17 protein-coding genes are annotated in these 12,613 nt (G+C 65.5%); 13 read left to right on the forward strand and 4 right to left on the reverse strand.

Translation table 11 applies throughout. The annotated features are described in order from the left end of the window. Positions 1–3: 3 nt before the first annotated feature. A complete protein-coding gene (locus PMN64_RS20940; RefSeq protein ID WP_411781980.1) occupies positions 4–1,647 on the reverse strand; it encodes a flavin-containing monooxygenase in 1,644 nt (547 codons plus the stop codon). A 153-nt stretch (positions 1,648–1,800) separates the two neighbouring features. Between PMN64_RS20940 and PMN64_RS20945 the strand changes: the two genes are divergently transcribed. Both PMN64_RS20945 and PMN64_RS20950 read left to right on the forward strand, forming a co-directional pair. Next, positions 1,801–2,196: a hypothetical protein gene (locus tag PMN64_RS20945; RefSeq protein ID WP_304496489.1), complete on the forward strand. Its 396-nt coding sequence runs from the start codon at positions 1,801–1,803 to the stop codon at positions 2,194–2,196. A gap of 248 nt (positions 2,197–2,444) precedes the next feature. Then, a complete protein-coding gene (locus PMN64_RS20950; protein WP_411781981.1) occupies positions 2,445–2,960 on the forward strand; it encodes a mismatch-specific DNA-glycosylase in 516 nt (171 codons plus the stop codon). 23 nt (positions 2,961–2,983) lie between these two features. Here the strand turns inward: PMN64_RS20950 and PMN64_RS20955 are convergent, their stop codons facing one another. Then, a complete protein-coding gene (locus tag PMN64_RS20955) occupies positions 2,984–3,418 on the reverse strand; it encodes a hypothetical protein (RefSeq protein WP_411781982.1) in 435 nt (144 codons plus the stop codon). 207 nt (positions 3,419–3,625) lie between these two features. On the opposite strand from PMN64_RS20955, the gene PMN64_RS20960 reads away from it, so the two are divergent. The 3 genes from PMN64_RS20960 to PMN64_RS20970 are packed head-to-tail and all read left to right on the forward strand — an operon-like array spanning position 3,626 to position 4,945. After that, a complete protein-coding gene (locus tag PMN64_RS20960; protein ID WP_411781983.1) occupies positions 3,626–4,063 on the forward strand; it encodes a YeeE/YedE family protein in 438 nt (145 codons plus the stop codon). Between the two features lie 2 nt (positions 4,064–4,065). After that, positions 4,066–4,545, forward strand: a complete 480-nt coding sequence (locus PMN64_RS20965; protein WP_411781984.1) for a DUF6691 family protein — start codon at positions 4,066–4,068, stop codon at positions 4,543–4,545. 4 nt (positions 4,546–4,549) lie between these two features. Further along, positions 4,550–4,945 (forward strand): RidA family protein, encoded by a 396-nt coding sequence (locus PMN64_RS20970; RefSeq protein WP_028343730.1) that lies wholly within the window; start codon positions 4,550–4,552, stop codon positions 4,943–4,945. Between the two features lie 623 nt (positions 4,946–5,568). On the opposite strand, the gene PMN64_RS20975 is transcribed toward PMN64_RS20970, so the two are convergent. After that, positions 5,569–6,330: an SOS response-associated peptidase gene (locus tag PMN64_RS20975; RefSeq protein ID WP_411781985.1), complete on the reverse strand. Its 762-nt coding sequence runs from the start codon at positions 6,328–6,330 to the stop codon at positions 5,569–5,571. A gap of 62 nt (positions 6,331–6,392) precedes the next feature. Between PMN64_RS20975 and PMN64_RS20980 the strand changes: the two genes are divergently transcribed. The 5 genes from PMN64_RS20980 (at position 6,393) to PMN64_RS21000 (ending at position 8,886) form a co-directional block, all read left to right on the forward strand. After that, positions 6,393–6,893: a hypothetical protein gene (locus PMN64_RS20980; RefSeq protein WP_411781986.1), complete on the forward strand. Its 501-nt coding sequence runs from the start codon at positions 6,393–6,395 to the stop codon at positions 6,891–6,893. 42 nt (positions 6,894–6,935) lie between these two features. After that, positions 6,936–7,355, forward strand: coding sequence for an NUDIX hydrolase (locus tag PMN64_RS20985; RefSeq protein WP_411781987.1), 420 nt, complete (start codon positions 6,936–6,938; stop codon positions 7,353–7,355). A gap of 85 nt (positions 7,356–7,440) precedes the next feature. Further along, positions 7,441–7,818 carry a TIGR02301 family protein gene (locus PMN64_RS20990; protein WP_028343726.1) on the forward strand — a complete coding sequence of 126 codons (378 nt, stop codon included), beginning with the start codon at positions 7,441–7,443 and terminating at the stop codon, positions 7,816–7,818. Further along, positions 7,808–8,464, forward strand: coding sequence for an HAD family hydrolase (locus PMN64_RS20995; protein WP_411781988.1), 657 nt, complete (start codon positions 7,808–7,810; stop codon positions 8,462–8,464). The genes PMN64_RS20990 and PMN64_RS20995 overlap by 11 nt, the downstream gene beginning before the upstream one ends. A gap of 155 nt (positions 8,465–8,619) precedes the next feature. Beyond that, complete coding sequence (locus PMN64_RS21000) at positions 8,620–8,886, forward strand: hypothetical protein (protein ID WP_028332620.1); 267 nt, start codon at positions 8,620–8,622, stop codon at positions 8,884–8,886. A gap of 83 nt (positions 8,887–8,969) precedes the next feature. Here the strand turns inward: PMN64_RS21000 and PMN64_RS21005 are convergent, their stop codons facing one another. Further along, the gene (locus PMN64_RS21005; RefSeq protein WP_028343724.1) at positions 8,970–10,304 is read right to left on the reverse strand and encodes a dihydroorotase; all 1,335 of its coding nucleotides are present in this window, start codon (positions 10,302–10,304) and stop codon (positions 8,970–8,972) included. Between the two features lie 23 nt (positions 10,305–10,327). On the opposite strand from PMN64_RS21005, the gene PMN64_RS21010 reads away from it, so the two are divergent. The 3 genes from PMN64_RS21010 to PMN64_RS21020 are packed head-to-tail and all read left to right on the forward strand — an operon-like array spanning position 10,328 to position 12,545. After that, the gene (locus PMN64_RS21010) at positions 10,328–11,314 is read left to right on the forward strand and encodes a YgfZ/GcvT domain-containing protein (protein WP_259245222.1); all 987 of its coding nucleotides are present in this window, start codon (positions 10,328–10,330) and stop codon (positions 11,312–11,314) included. Continuing rightward, positions 11,311–11,937, forward strand: a complete 627-nt coding sequence (locus PMN64_RS21015; protein ID WP_028343722.1) for a DNA-3-methyladenine glycosylase I — start codon at positions 11,311–11,313, stop codon at positions 11,935–11,937. Before PMN64_RS21010 ends, PMN64_RS21015 begins: the two co-directional genes overlap by 4 nt. Further along, positions 11,934–12,545, forward strand: a complete 612-nt coding sequence (locus tag PMN64_RS21020; RefSeq protein WP_028343721.1) for a YfbR-like 5'-deoxynucleotidase — start codon at positions 11,934–11,936, stop codon at positions 12,543–12,545. Before PMN64_RS21015 ends, PMN64_RS21020 begins: the two co-directional genes overlap by 4 nt. The last annotated feature ends 68 nt before the right edge of the window (positions 12,546–12,613 follow it).

Raw genomic sequence — 12,613 nt, forward strand, 5'->3', positions numbered from 1 at the left:
ATCCTAAGTCTCGTGGGCTCGGAGATGTGTATAAGAGACAGCCCGATACCCCTCCGCCGCCACCCCGTTGATGATTCCGAGAAACTTCGGCGTACCTCCGTTGTACACGAAGTAGCGCACGGTGCCCTCCTCGTGGCCGGCGACGTTGGAGTTGTAGCCGGTGAACCATGACTTGGCTTTGCGCATCAGCATGATTTCGTACATCTTGACGACATGCGCGGTCCAGCGCTGCTGCGCCTCCGGCGTGGCGTCGGCGCGGGTCAGGCCGCGATCCCACATGTATTGCAACAGGTTGGTGCACCAGTTGACGCCGTTCTCGATGCCGCGCGGGAAGTTGGTCGAGGCGGAGGCGCTTTGCGGGCCGGTCGGCATCAACAGGTTCGGAAAGCCGTGCACGAGCATGCCGAGGAAGGTCGACGGCGCGTGCTTCCACTTGTCGGCGAGGCTCTCGCCGCCGATGCCCCTGATATCGATCAGATCGTAGGCGCCGGTGATGGCGTCGAAGCCGGTGGCGTAGACGATGATGTCGAAGTCGTAGTCGCGCGCCGTGGTGCGGAGGCCTTTTTCGGTCACGCGGACCAGCGGCGTCTCGGAGAGATCGACGAGCTGCACATTGTCGCGGTTATAGGCTTCGAAATACCGCGTCTCCAGCGGCAGGCGCTGCACGCCAAAGCCGTGATCCCGCGGGATCAGCTTTTCGGCGACATCAGGATCGTTCACGCGCCGGCGGATGCGGCCCGCGATATATTCCGAGAGCTCCGCATTGGCGGCTTCATCCATGAAAATCTCGCGGAAGTTCGCGAGCCAGATGCCGAAGCCGGGCTCGTCGTAGAGCTTGTCCCACAGCTTGAGCCGGTCCTCGCGGCTCACCTCGTAGAAGCCGCGCTTGTCGGGGCCGTGCACGAAGCTGCCGGGCGTCAGCGCGCAGGCTGCAAAAATCTCGTCATAGCGGACGCGGATGTCGGCCATCTCCTCGTCGGAGATCGCAGAGTTGTTGAGCGGCGCGCTCCAGTTCGGCCGGCGCTGGAACACCGTGAGCTCGCCGACCTTGTCGGCGATCTCGCCGATCAATTGAATGCCGGTCGCGCCGGTGCCGATCACCGCGACTTTCTTAGCCTTGAGATCGACCGGCTCGTGCGGCCAGTAATAGGTGTGGAACGAGCGGCCCTTAAAGTCGTCGATTCCAGGCACGCGCGGCATGGTCGGTGCCGACAACAGCCCGATCGCGAGCACCACGAAGCGGCAGGTCAGTTCGCGGCCGTCACTGATCCTCAATTGCCAGAGATCGCGCGTCTCGTCGAACTGCATGGTCTCGACCTTGCAATTGAACTGCATGTGCTTGCGCAGGTCGAACTTGTCGGCGACGTAGTTGAGGTAGCGCAAATTCTCGGGCTGGCCGGAGAAGCGCTCCTTCCAGTGCCACTCGTCGAGCAGTTCGCGCGAGAACGAGAAGCCGTAGGTGTAGCTCTCGGAATCGAAGCGGCAGCCCGGATAGCGGTTCCAGTACCAGGTGCCGCCGAGATCGGGCGCGGCTTCGAGCACGGTGGCATCGATGCCGAGATCGGCCAGCCGCTTGATCTGGTAGATGCCCGCGACGCCGGCACCGACCACGATCACCTCAAAGTGGGTTTTCGCCTCTCCCGTCATGGCTTGCTCCAAAATTCTTCTTGATCTGTTGGGCTGGATTACAGACCGTTTTGCCCGGTCAGGCAACCGCGCCGCAGCGCACGACTTGCGTTGAGGCGCTGCCTGCACCACATCGATCACTGCAATTCACCGAGCGCAGTCCGGGCAAGCGACATGACTGACAATCTCACCGGCGTCTGGGACGGCAGCTATGTTCAGCCGAGCGGCATGGTCACGTTCCTGGCGACGCTGATCGACGCCGGCGGCGCGCTCGGCGGCAGCGTGACCGAACCCTGCGTGATGCCGGGCTGTCCGGTCAGCACGCACAATGCCTCGCTCGCGGGTCATCGCTCCGGCAGCGCCGTTACGTTCGTCAAACGCTACGAGCCGCCGGGCTACGGCTACGACACCGTGCACTATGAAGGCGCGGTCAACGCCGACGCGACCGAGATCGACGGCCGCTGGAGCATTCGCGGCACGGCGTTCTCGGGCACGTTCCTGATGGTGCGCGCGACCGGACCGTCGCAAGCGGTCACGACGGAAGAAGAGATCAAGGAGCCGGTGCGCTAGCGCGCGATGAAGTTTGCTTGAATGGGTCTGGCGAGACAAACTCGTTCCACCTGGCCCGCTTGCGGGGTCGAGACGAGCGAAGCTCGCTCTTAGGTCGGCGCGGGGCGCCGGGTGGGGGCTCTCTCTACGATGCGACCCGCGGAGCGAGGCCCCACCCCAGCCCTTCCCCGCAAGCGGCAGAGGGAGCGCAGCTCCTTCGCGGCTGCTACGCAACTCTGTCTCATCAATGCTCTATTGACCCTTCCGAGATGCCCGATCACAACCTCCACCGCCTCCCCGACCAGCTCCGCGCCAATCTGCGCCTGGTGTTCGTCGGCACCGCAGCGAGCACGCGGTCAGCCGCCGTCGGGCATTATTACGCGCATCCTGGCAACCGGTTCTGGCGCGCGCTGCATGAGGCCGGCATCACGCCGCGGCGCTATCGGCCGGATGAGTTCGCCGCGCTGCTCGCGCTCGGCATCGGCTTCACCGATCTCTCCAAGACCGGCGCCGGGATGGATCACGAAATCAGCAGGCAGTCGTTCGACGTCGTGGGCTTCCAGGCGAAGATCGAGACCTATCGGCCGAGGACCGTCGCCTTCACCAGCAGGAAGGCGGCGAGCCTGTTTTACAGCAGACCGACCAGCGCGCTCGTGCTCGGCCGGCAGCCATCAATGAACGGCTTTCCCGAAGTGTTCGTGCTGCCGTCGCCATCAGGCGCGGCGTCCGGGCATTGGACCTTACAGCCGTGGCGCGAGCTCGCCGAGTGGATCACCGAACTGTAGGATGGGTAGAACGAACCGCCCCCTTATTCCTTCAACGTGATCGCAAGCCCGCTCAGATCGACATTGGCCATCAGGCCGACCTGCTTGCCGCTCAGTTCGAGCACCGCGCCGTTCGGGTTGGTCAAGAGGATGCCGCGCACGCCGGCGCCGAGCGCAACGCCCATGCCCGCCGCGGCATAGACGCCGTTGATGTCCTGCGCACGGCGGATGTTGCGCACCCGCCCCTGCAACGTGGTTTGCGAGCCGCCGAACACGAGGCCATAGTCCAGCCCGCCGGCGGTGAGCCCATAGGTCTGGCCGTGGAACGTCATGACGCCCTTGCCGGCGGAGCCGCCGAACACCCAGCCGCCCTTGAAGATCACGAGCGTCACCGCGCCCTCGTCAGCCAGGGCGGCGGACGTTCCGGTGAGCATCGCCAGCGCGAGCAGCGCGGCGCGGGCGACGGATGGCAATTTCATGGGGGATTCTCCGGACGAAGTGAGAGCGAATCGCGGCAATCCAGCCGACCGGCGGCATCGCTGAAATGCCGCGAAACATGCGGGATTGCGCTTGTTCCTGATGGTGCGGAGTCTATCATCGCCTCTGCAGCCGCGCGACCACTGGCGCATGCGCGCCCACCGCTTTGCCGGACCGCTGAGGAGTTTGCGCAACAGGGATCTGCATCGATGCACGATTTCACCCCACTTTCCGGCCTTGCCGGCGGCGCGCTGATCGGGCTTGCCGCCGCGCTCTTGATGCTGCTGACCGGGCGAATCGCCGGGGTCACCGGCATCGTCGGCGGCGCGCTGCAGGTCGATACCGCCGACCGTAGCGCCGATCGTTCCTGGCGCATCGCGTTCATCGCGGGACTGATCGCAGCGCCCCTGATTGCGGCGCTGTTCGGGGCGCCGCTGCCGCGGCCGGCGATGCATGCGAGCCTTGTGGTGGTCGCGATCGCGGGCGCGTTGGTCGGATTCGGCACAAGGATGGGCAATGGCTGCACCTCGGGCCACGGCGTCTGCGGCTTCGCGCGGCTGTCCGGCCGTTCGATTGCGGCAACGTGCATCTTCATGCTGACGGCGATCGCGACGGTCGCGATCGTCAGGCACGGGATCGGAGGCTAGCGATGCCGGTGCTTGCCAGTTTTGTCTGCGGCTTGATCTTCGGCGCCGGGCTTCTGATCTCCGGCATGACCGATCCGCAGAAGGTGCTCGGCTTCCTCGATCTGTTCGGCGCGTGGGACGCGACGCTCGCCTTCGTGATGGCGGGCGCGGTTGCGGTTGCAGCAACCGGCTTTGCGATCGCGCGGCGGCGCACGGCACCCGCCTTCTCGGCGCGCTTCCTCTGGCCCGACCGCCGTGACATCGATGCGCCGCTGGTTGCCGGCGCGGTGCTGTTCGGCATCGGCTGGGGCCTCGTCGGCATCTGCCCCGGGCCGGCACTGGTCAATCTCGCCGGCCTCTCGCTGCCGATCGTGGTCTTCGTCGTCGCGATGCTCGCAGGCATGATCGGCCAGAATCTCTTCGGCAGGAATCTTTGGCGCCGGCGTGCAGCGGCGCCGCGCGCCATCGAAACTTCTCCCCTTCCATCTCGCGCAGACGGGTGACCCAATGACTGAAAAGACCGCAATCAAGCACTTCCCTCCTCCGCCCGGCGTCCAGGCGCCGCCACTCTCGTTCGGCGCCCGCGTCGGCGATTTGTTGTTCATCTCCGGCATTCCCGGCTTTGACGCCAATCGCGAGCTGCCCGACGGCTTCGAGGCGCAGTTCGCCAATGTCGTGACCAATTTCAAGCGCGTGCTGAATGAAGCGGGCGCGACGATGCGCGATCTCGTCAAGGTCAACGTGCTGCTGACGCGCGCCAGCGACGTCGCGACGATGAACGCGCTGTATGCCGGCGCGTTCGGCCCCGCCCCCTACCCCGCGCGCACCACGTGCGTGGTGGTGGCGCTGCCCAATCCGAAGATGCTGATCGAGATCGAGGGCGTGGCACACGTGAAGGGGTGACAGCGCAAAAGGGCGCCGTCGCTTATCAGCACGGAGAGCGGTGGCGCCGGACAGGGCGTTGCGGATGTTGACGATGGCGGTCGACCGACGGCGATTGCAGCAGGTCTCGCAGCTTCACAACTCCCAGCAGCTTTGCATCCGCCCCCCAGAACGATTGAGGCGTAAAATGCTCGGCTGCCCTGGCAGCGGGCGCTGGATGAACAAGCGCGCAGGCGATGGAGCCCCAGATCAACCAATTGCCGCCGCGCCGATCCTGAACCATGGGCATGACCTCCGGCCGCAAGAGTAATCGGATTGTCATCCGTGCGACACAACAACCCGAAGAGATCGGGCGATCGAGTACGCCGCGGCCCTCGGCTCAGGCACTCGCGTCTCTGGAATACTGGATCACCCGCTTTCGCGGGTGATGACGCCGCGTTGCTGGCGTCTTAATCGAGAACTATCCTCGCCGTCGTCCTGGCGAAAGCCAGGACCCATTACCCCAGATGCCGGTTGTTGCACGATGCTAGGGCCGCGATCCCGTTCACAATCAAATTCGGTGGTTATGGGTCCTAGCTTTCGCCAGGACGACGATGTGGAGATGCTATGCATGCGTCCACTCACCGCGCGGCTTCAGCCAGCGGCTAAAACAACGACCCCTGCCCGTCGTCCTCCCGCATAGTCGCCTTTCTTGGCGCGGCCTTCTTCGGCGCCGGCGCGTCCTCCGCGGCGATCTCCTCCGCCGTCATCGGCAGCAGCAATTGCGCATCGTCGTTGGCGACGGCGTTGACGCGCATCGTCACCTGGTGCCAGGCGAACTCGCCGACCTCGGGACCCTTCAGCATCGGCATCACGTCGTCGACATCGTTCGGCAGGCAGTCGAGCCAGCGCGTGAATTGCTCGGGCCTGATCGTGACCGGCACGCGGTGATGCAGCTGCGCGAGGTCGGGACTGGCCGGCGCGGTGACGATCGCGACCGTGTCCTGCTCCTCGCCGTTCGGTCCCATCCAGGTCTCGGCAAGCGCGGCGAAGGCGAGCGGGTGGCCGTCGCGGCGATGGATGAAGAACGGCCGCTTGCGGCCGCCGGCATCCTGCCATTCGTAGTAGCCGTCGGCCGGGATCAGCGCGCGGCGCCGCTTGATCGCGTTCTTGAAGGCGGGCTTCTCGCGCACCGTCTCGGAGCGCGCGTTGATCAGGAGCGAGAAGGTCCTGGGGTCCTTGACCCAGGACGGGATCAGGCCCCAGCGCATCAACTGAAAATGCCGGCCGCCATTCTGCAGCAGCACCACCGGGATCGGCTGGGTCGGCGCAACATTATACCGCGGCGGAAAATTCGGCTGCTCGATGTAGCCGAACATTTCGCGCAAGGCCGCCGGCGGCGAGGTAATGACAAAGCGTCCGCACATTTGCCGTCCAGAGTGGTATCCGTTTATTCTGCCTTAACTTGGACCGTTAAAGACTGCGATCAATGACCTCAACGGCCGCCATAGCGGGCTCTTCCCCGCGACCGACGTACCCCGACGAGGCGCGGGCGGCGCTGTTGCGCGCCGCCAACATCAATCCCCGCACCGGGCTTGCCACCGACTACCTCAATCACTTCAACGAAGCCATCATGCTGCTGGAGATGGTCCCGGACCTGCCGGAATGCGCCAGCGATTTCCTCGAATGGCAGCCCCTGTCCTATGCCGAGCATTTCACCGCGTCCAATTTCAGGGCGCGCGATCTCGCGATCGAGGCCTATGAGACCGCGGATACCGCAATCCGGGTCGAATTCGACCAGCTCACCGACAGCATGACGAAGATCCTGACCGAGGTTGGGGCGGCGATGCGGCAATTGCAGCAGGACAAGAGCCGGGTCGCGCTCGCCGAACAGGCGATCGTCTGGGTCAAGCCGCTGGTGATGCAGACCGCCGGCATCATCAACGGCGCCGCAGAGGCCGATGTCGACAGCATCATGGCGGGCGCCTGAGATATCGGGCATGATGGCCTTCACAACCGGCTGCCAATCACCTTGACCTCTCCCGAACCTCCGATCCGCCCGCAGCTCGCCGTGTCCGGCGTGATTTTCCGCGACGGCAAGGTGCTGCTGGTGCGCCGCGCCCGCTCGCCGGGCAAGGGCTTCTATTCGCTGCCCGGCGGCCGGGTCGAGTTTGGCGAGACGCTGCACGCCGCCCTGCACCGGGAGATCGACGAGGAGACCGGCCTCAAGGTCGAGATCCTCGGCCTCGCCGGCTGGCGCGAGGTGCTGCCGACCGGTCCCGGAGGCGGGCACTATCTGATCATGACCTTCGCCGCGCGCTGGGCATCCCGCGAGCCCGTGCTGAACGACGAGCACGACGATTTCAAATGGCTGGCGCCGGAGGAGATCGGCGACCTCAAGGTCACTGGCGGCCTGCATGAGGTCATTGCGGCCGCCCGGCGGCTGGTTTGAGGCCCGTTTTAGCGGCTTTGGCGGGCCCTGCCGCCTTGCCTCGGGCGCATTGAGGGGGCATACCACCGGCATTCCGGAACCCCTGATGATCAGAGCCTTTCTAGCCGTTGTGATCCTGATGTCGGCATGCCTTGCGACGCCCGCCCGGGCGCAGGACGCGGCTGCGCCGTTCGACGGCGATCTGCAGCGGCTGGCCGAGATCCTCGGCGCCCTGCACTATCTGCGCGGCATTTGCGGCTCCAACGAGGGCGCCAAATGGCGCAACGAGATGCAGGCGCTGATCGATGCCGAGACCCCCTCCGGCGACCGCCGCGCCCGCATGATCGCGGGCTTCAACCGCGGCTATAACGGCTTCCAGCAGACCTACCGGACCTGCACGCCCGCGGCCACGGTTGCGATCCGCCGCTACATCGAGGAGGGCTCGAAAATCTCCCGCGACCTGACGGCCCGCTATGCCAACTGAACGGGCGATCTTCTTCGACCTCGACGGCACCCTGACCGACCCGAAGCCCGGTATCACCGGTTCGATCCAGTACGCGCTGGAAAAGCTCGGCCGGCCGGTTCCCTCGCAGGATGACCTGACCTGGTGCATCGGGCCGCCGCTCAGGGCGAGCTTTGCGATGCTGCTCGGCGGCGAGGAACTCGCCGATCGCGCGGTCGAGCTCTACCGCGAAAGGTTCGGCGATGTCGGGCTGTTCGAGAACGCGGTCTATCCCGATATCGCGGAAGTGCTGGCCGAGCTGCGCCGGCGGCCGGGCCGGATGTTCGTGGCAACCTCGAAGCCGCATGTGTTCGCGACGCGGATCGTCGCGCGTTTCGGCCTCGGCGGCTATTTCGACCACGTGTTCGGCTCGGAGTTCGACGGAACCCGGGTCAACAAGGTCGACCTGCTCGGCTATGCGCTGGCGCAGACCGGGGCCGATCCGGCCAAATCCCTGATGATCGGCGATCGCAACCACGACGTGATCGGGGCGAATCGAAACGGCATCCGGGCGGTCGGCGTCACCTATGGCTACGGCACGCCGGAGGAGCTGACCGAGGCCGGCGCCAGCCATCTGTGCGCCACGCCGCGCGCGGTGCTGGACCATATCCACAGCTCATTCGGCTGATCGGGGCCCGGATATCCGGAATTCCCCTTTAAATGCCGAGGCGGCCGTTAACCTTTTCGAAAGATGTGGGCTAGGCGGTACCCGCATGCGTGATACATCTCGCGGGTCGCAGTGGTTCGCTCCTCGGACCGCGCGCATCCATTTTGCAGAGTTTCATGCGCCATCCTGCGTCCTTCCCCCATCACCAAGACCCGCGGCCCGACCACGAGCAGAAACAGGCAGCGCTGGGCTACCTGAACGAGGCCTGGGCTGAAGCGCGTCACGACGGCGTCGATGGCGACTGCCTCGCGCAGGCCAGCCTGTTCGCGGCGCTCGCCGAGCTCGTCGGCACCTATGGCGAGGACGCGGTGGCGAAATTCGCCGAGGGCCTCGCCGCGCGCGTGCGCAACGGCGAGTTCTCGCTGGCATTGGCCAGGCAGTAATCCGGCGAAGCGTTTTCGAGCGAAGTGGGCACCGGTTCGCGTAAAGAAAACGCGTCAAACAAGAATCTAGCGCATTTGATGCGCTAGGCCTTCAGCGTCTCGAGGAACCGGACCGGTTCACCGGTGGACGGTGTCGTGACTTCGCCCTGCCACATCACCCGCCGGCCGCGCACGAAGGTGCCGACCGGCCAGCCCTGCACCCGCACGCCGTCATAGGGCGTCCAGGCGGCGCGCGAGGCGATCCATTTGTTGGTGATGGTCTCGCTGCGCTTCAGGTCGACGATGGTGAAGTCGGCATCGTAACCCGCCGCGATGCGGCCCTTGCAGGCGATGTTGAACAGGCGCGCGGGCCCCGCGCTGGTGAGATCGACGAACCGCTGTAGCGACAGCCGCCCGGCATTGACGTGATCGAGCATCAGCGGCACCAGAGTCTGCACGCCGGTCATGCCCGATGGCGAGGCCGGATAGGTCTTGGCCTTCTCCTCCAGCGTATGCGGCGCGTGGTCCGAGCCGAGCACATCGATAATGCCCTGCTCGATGCCGTACCAGATGCCGGCGCGGTGATCGGCCGAGCGCACCGGCGGGTTCATCTGGGCCAGCGTGCCGAGCCGCTCGTAGCACTCCGGCGCGGCCATGGTGAGGTGGTGCGGCGTCGCCTCGCAGGACGCGACATCCTTGTGGTCGCGCAGGTACAGAATCTCTTCCTTGGTCGAGATGTGCAGCACGTGGATGCGCTTGCCGGTCTCGCGCGCCAGATTGACCAGGCGCTCGGTCGCCATCAGCGCGGCGGTCTCGTCGCGCCACACCGGATGCGAGCGGGGATCGCCCTCGATCCGCAGCGGCTTGCGCTCGTTGAGGCGGTATTCGTCCTCGGCGTGGAACGCGGCGCGGCGCCGGATCACCTGGAAGATCCGCCGCAGGCTTTCGTCGTCCTCGACCAAGAGCGCGCCGGTGGAGGAGCCGATGAACACCTTGACGCCGGCGCAGCCCGGGGCGCGCTCGAGCTCCGGCAGATCCCGCACGTTCTCGCGGGTGCCGCCGATGAAGAACGCGAAATCGCAATGCATGCGATGGCGGCCGCGCTCGATCTTGTCGGTGAACGCCGCTTCCGTGACCGTCAGCGGATTGGTATTCGGCATCTCGAACACGGCGGTGACCCCGCCCATCACGGCGCTGCGCGAGCCGGTCTCGAGGTCTTCCTTCTGGGTCAGCCCGGGCTCGCGGAAATGCACCTGGGTGTCCATCACGCCGGGCAGGATGTGCAAGCCCTTGCAGTCGATCACCTCGCCGGCCGAAGCCCGGCTGAGCGAGCCGATCGCGGCGATGCGGCCACCCGCGATACCGATATCGCGCACGCCCTCGCCGTCCTGATTGACCACGGTGCCGGATTTTAGAATGGTGTCAAAATGCTGATTCATCGGTCCTCGACGCCCGCTTTCGGCTGTCGCGCGGGCCTTGTTCGGCGCACTCTAGCGCCTTAGCTTGGCAGGGGATATCGCGGCCTGCGCGTTTCCCAAGGAACTTGGAAAAAGAGCCAATTTTGCGAATGAAAGCAGCGTTTCTTCCAGATCGGGGCGTGGTCAAGGTCTCTGGCGAGGACGCCCGCAACTTCCTCAACGGCCTCATCACCGCCGACATCGCCGAGTTGCGCGCGGGACAGGCCCGGTTTGGCGCGCTGCTGACGCCGCAGGGCAAGATCATCGTCGATTTCCTGATCACCGAGATACCCTCAGGCCATGGCGGCGGCTTTTTGATCGACGCACCGCGCGCGCTCGCCAAGGGCCTCGCCGACAAGCTCGGCTTCTACAAGCTGCGCGCCAAGGTCGTGGTCGAGAACCTTTCCGACAGCCTCGGCGTGCTTGCCGCCTGGGATGGCGAGCCGGCGGCGACACCGGATCTCGCGTTCGCCGATCCGCGCAACGCAGCGCTCGGCTGGCGCATCCTGATCCCGGAAGATTTGAAGCAGAAGCTCGCTGAGCTGATCGGTGCCGACCTCGTCGATAGCAGCGCCTATGAGGCGCATCGGATCGCCACCGGAGTGCCGCGCGGCGGGCTCGACTTCATGTATGGCGACGCCTTCCCGCACGAGACCAATATGGACCGCCTCAACGGCGTCGATTTCGACAAGGGCTGCTATGTCGGCCAGGAGGTGGTGTCGCGCATGCAGCACCGCGGCACGGCGCGCACCCGCACGGTGAAGATCGTCCTAGACGGCCCCGCGCCTGAGGCCGGCGCAACGATCCTGGCCGGCGACAAGCAGGTCGGCACCATCGGCTCGACCGCCGGCGAGAAAGGTCTCGCGCTGGTCCGCATCGACCGTGTCGCCGACGCGCTCGACGCCGGGCTAGCGCTGACCGCGGGCGGGCTGTCGCTTCACCTTGCCGAACCTGACGCCGTCCGCATCACACCCAAGCACACCGTCGCATGAGCCGTACCGCGCAACTGCATCCCGATGGCAAGACACGATGCCCCTGGCCGGGCGAGGATGCGTTCTACGTCGCCTATCACGACAATGAATGGGGCGTGCCGGAATATGACGACCGCGCGCTCTATGAAAAGCTGATCCTCGACGGCTTCCAGGCCGGCCTGTCCTGGATCACGATCCTGCGCAAGCGCGAGAACTTCCGCAAAGCCTTCGACGATTTCCAGCCCGAGAAGATCGCGCGCTACACCGACAAGAAGGTGCATGCGCTGATGAACGACGCCGGCATCGTCCGCAACCGCGCCAAGATCGAAGGCACGGTGGCGAGCGCCAAGTCCTATCTCGAGATCATGGAGAAAGGCCCCGGCTTCTCGAAATTCCTGTGGGATTTCGTCGACGGCAAGCCGAAGGTCAACCAGTTCAAGACCACCGCGAGCGTGCCGGCGTCGACGCCGGTCTCGATCAAGGTCTCCAAGGAGCTCGGCGCGCGCGGCTTCAAGTTCGTCGGCCCCACCATCGTCTACGCCTTCATGCAGGCGACCGGCATGGTCAACGACCACCTCGTCACCTGCTTCTGCCACGAGAGCTGCGGCGGCAAGCTCCGCACACCGCGGCTCAAGAAGAAATGACTGCGCGCAAATCGACGGAGACAACCCGCGCCTGGCAGCGGATGTTGTCCGGACGCCGGCTGGACCTGCTCGATCCGTCACCGCTCGATATCGAGATCGTCGACATCGCGCACGGGTTGGCGCGGGTCGCGCGCTGGAATGGCCAGACCAGCGGCGCGCACATCTTCTCGGTGGCGCAGCATACGTTGCTGGTCGAAGCGGTGATGCGCCAGCAGATGCCGCGCGTCGACATCAGCCATCGTCTCGCCGCACTGCTGCATGACGCGCCCGAATATGTCATCGGCGACATGATCTCGCCGTTCAAGGCGGTGCTGTCAGGCGAATACAAGGTGGTGGAGAAGCGGCTGTTGTCGGCGATCCATGTCCGCTTCGGCCTGCCCGCCGTGCTGGCGGACGAAATCACCCAGCAGATCAAGGCCGCCGATCGCGGCGCCGCGTATCTGGAGGCGACGCATCTGGCGGGATTTTCACAAGCCGAGGCGAAGCGGCTGTTCGGCCGCGATCCGGAACTGCCCGAAGCGACCGAGCGCGACTATCTGACGCCGTGGACCGCAGCGCGGGCCGAAAAGCAGTTCCTCGAACGCTTCAAGGCATTGCACGCGTCGTAGGAGCGGCACCCGTGCCGCGGTTGCGCCGCAAAACGAAGAATCGGCATGGCACCCCCGCCTTTGCCCAC

Origin of the sequence: Bradyrhizobium sp. UFLA01-814, assembly GCF_046718885.1 — a bacterium.
GTDB lineage: Bacteria > Pseudomonadota > Alphaproteobacteria > Rhizobiales > Xanthobacteraceae > Bradyrhizobium > Bradyrhizobium elkanii.

What these genes read in the sequence shown, in the direction of transcription:
- PMN64_RS20960 (WP_411781983.1), top strand. Translation starts at nt 3,626, where the DNA reads ATGCACGATTTCACCCCACTTTCCGGCCTTGCCGGCGGCGCGCTGATC.
- PMN64_RS21000 (WP_028332620.1), top strand. Translation starts at nt 8,620, where the DNA reads ATGCGCCATCCTGCGTCCTTCCCCCATCACCAAGACCCGCGGCCCGAC.
- PMN64_RS20945 (WP_304496489.1), top strand. Translation starts at nt 1,801, where the DNA reads ATGACTGACAATCTCACCGGCGTCTGGGACGGCAGCTATGTTCAGCCG.
- PMN64_RS21005 (WP_028343724.1), bottom strand. Translation starts at nt 10,304, where the DNA reads ATGAATCAGCATTTTGACACCATTCTAAAATCCGGCACCGTGGTCAAT.
- PMN64_RS20970 (WP_028343730.1), top strand. Translation starts at nt 4,550, where the DNA reads ATGACTGAAAAGACCGCAATCAAGCACTTCCCTCCTCCGCCCGGCGTC.
- PMN64_RS20950 (WP_411781981.1), top strand. Translation starts at nt 2,445, where the DNA reads ATGCCCGATCACAACCTCCACCGCCTCCCCGACCAGCTCCGCGCCAAT.
- PMN64_RS20955 (WP_411781982.1), bottom strand. Translation starts at nt 3,418, where the DNA reads ATGAAATTGCCATCCGTCGCCCGCGCCGCGCTGCTCGCGCTGGCGATG.
- PMN64_RS21020 (WP_028343721.1), top strand. Translation starts at nt 11,934, where the DNA reads ATGACTGCGCGCAAATCGACGGAGACAACCCGCGCCTGGCAGCGGATG.
- PMN64_RS20975 (WP_411781985.1), bottom strand. Translation starts at nt 6,330, where the DNA reads ATGTGCGGACGCTTTGTCATTACCTCGCCGCCGGCGGCCTTGCGCGAA.
- PMN64_RS21015 (WP_028343722.1), top strand. Translation starts at nt 11,311, where the DNA reads ATGAGCCGTACCGCGCAACTGCATCCCGATGGCAAGACACGATGCCCC.
- PMN64_RS20965 (WP_411781984.1), top strand. Translation starts at nt 4,066, where the DNA reads ATGCCGGTGCTTGCCAGTTTTGTCTGCGGCTTGATCTTCGGCGCCGGG.
- PMN64_RS20940 (WP_411781980.1), bottom strand. Translation starts at nt 1,647, where the DNA reads ATGACGGGAGAGGCGAAAACCCACTTTGAGGTGATCGTGGTCGGTGCC.
- PMN64_RS20995 (WP_411781988.1), top strand. Translation starts at nt 7,808, where the DNA reads ATGCCAACTGAACGGGCGATCTTCTTCGACCTCGACGGCACCCTGACC.
- PMN64_RS20980 (WP_411781986.1), top strand. Translation starts at nt 6,393, where the DNA reads ATGACCTCAACGGCCGCCATAGCGGGCTCTTCCCCGCGACCGACGTAC.
- PMN64_RS20990 (WP_028343726.1), top strand. Translation starts at nt 7,441, where the DNA reads ATGATCAGAGCCTTTCTAGCCGTTGTGATCCTGATGTCGGCATGCCTT.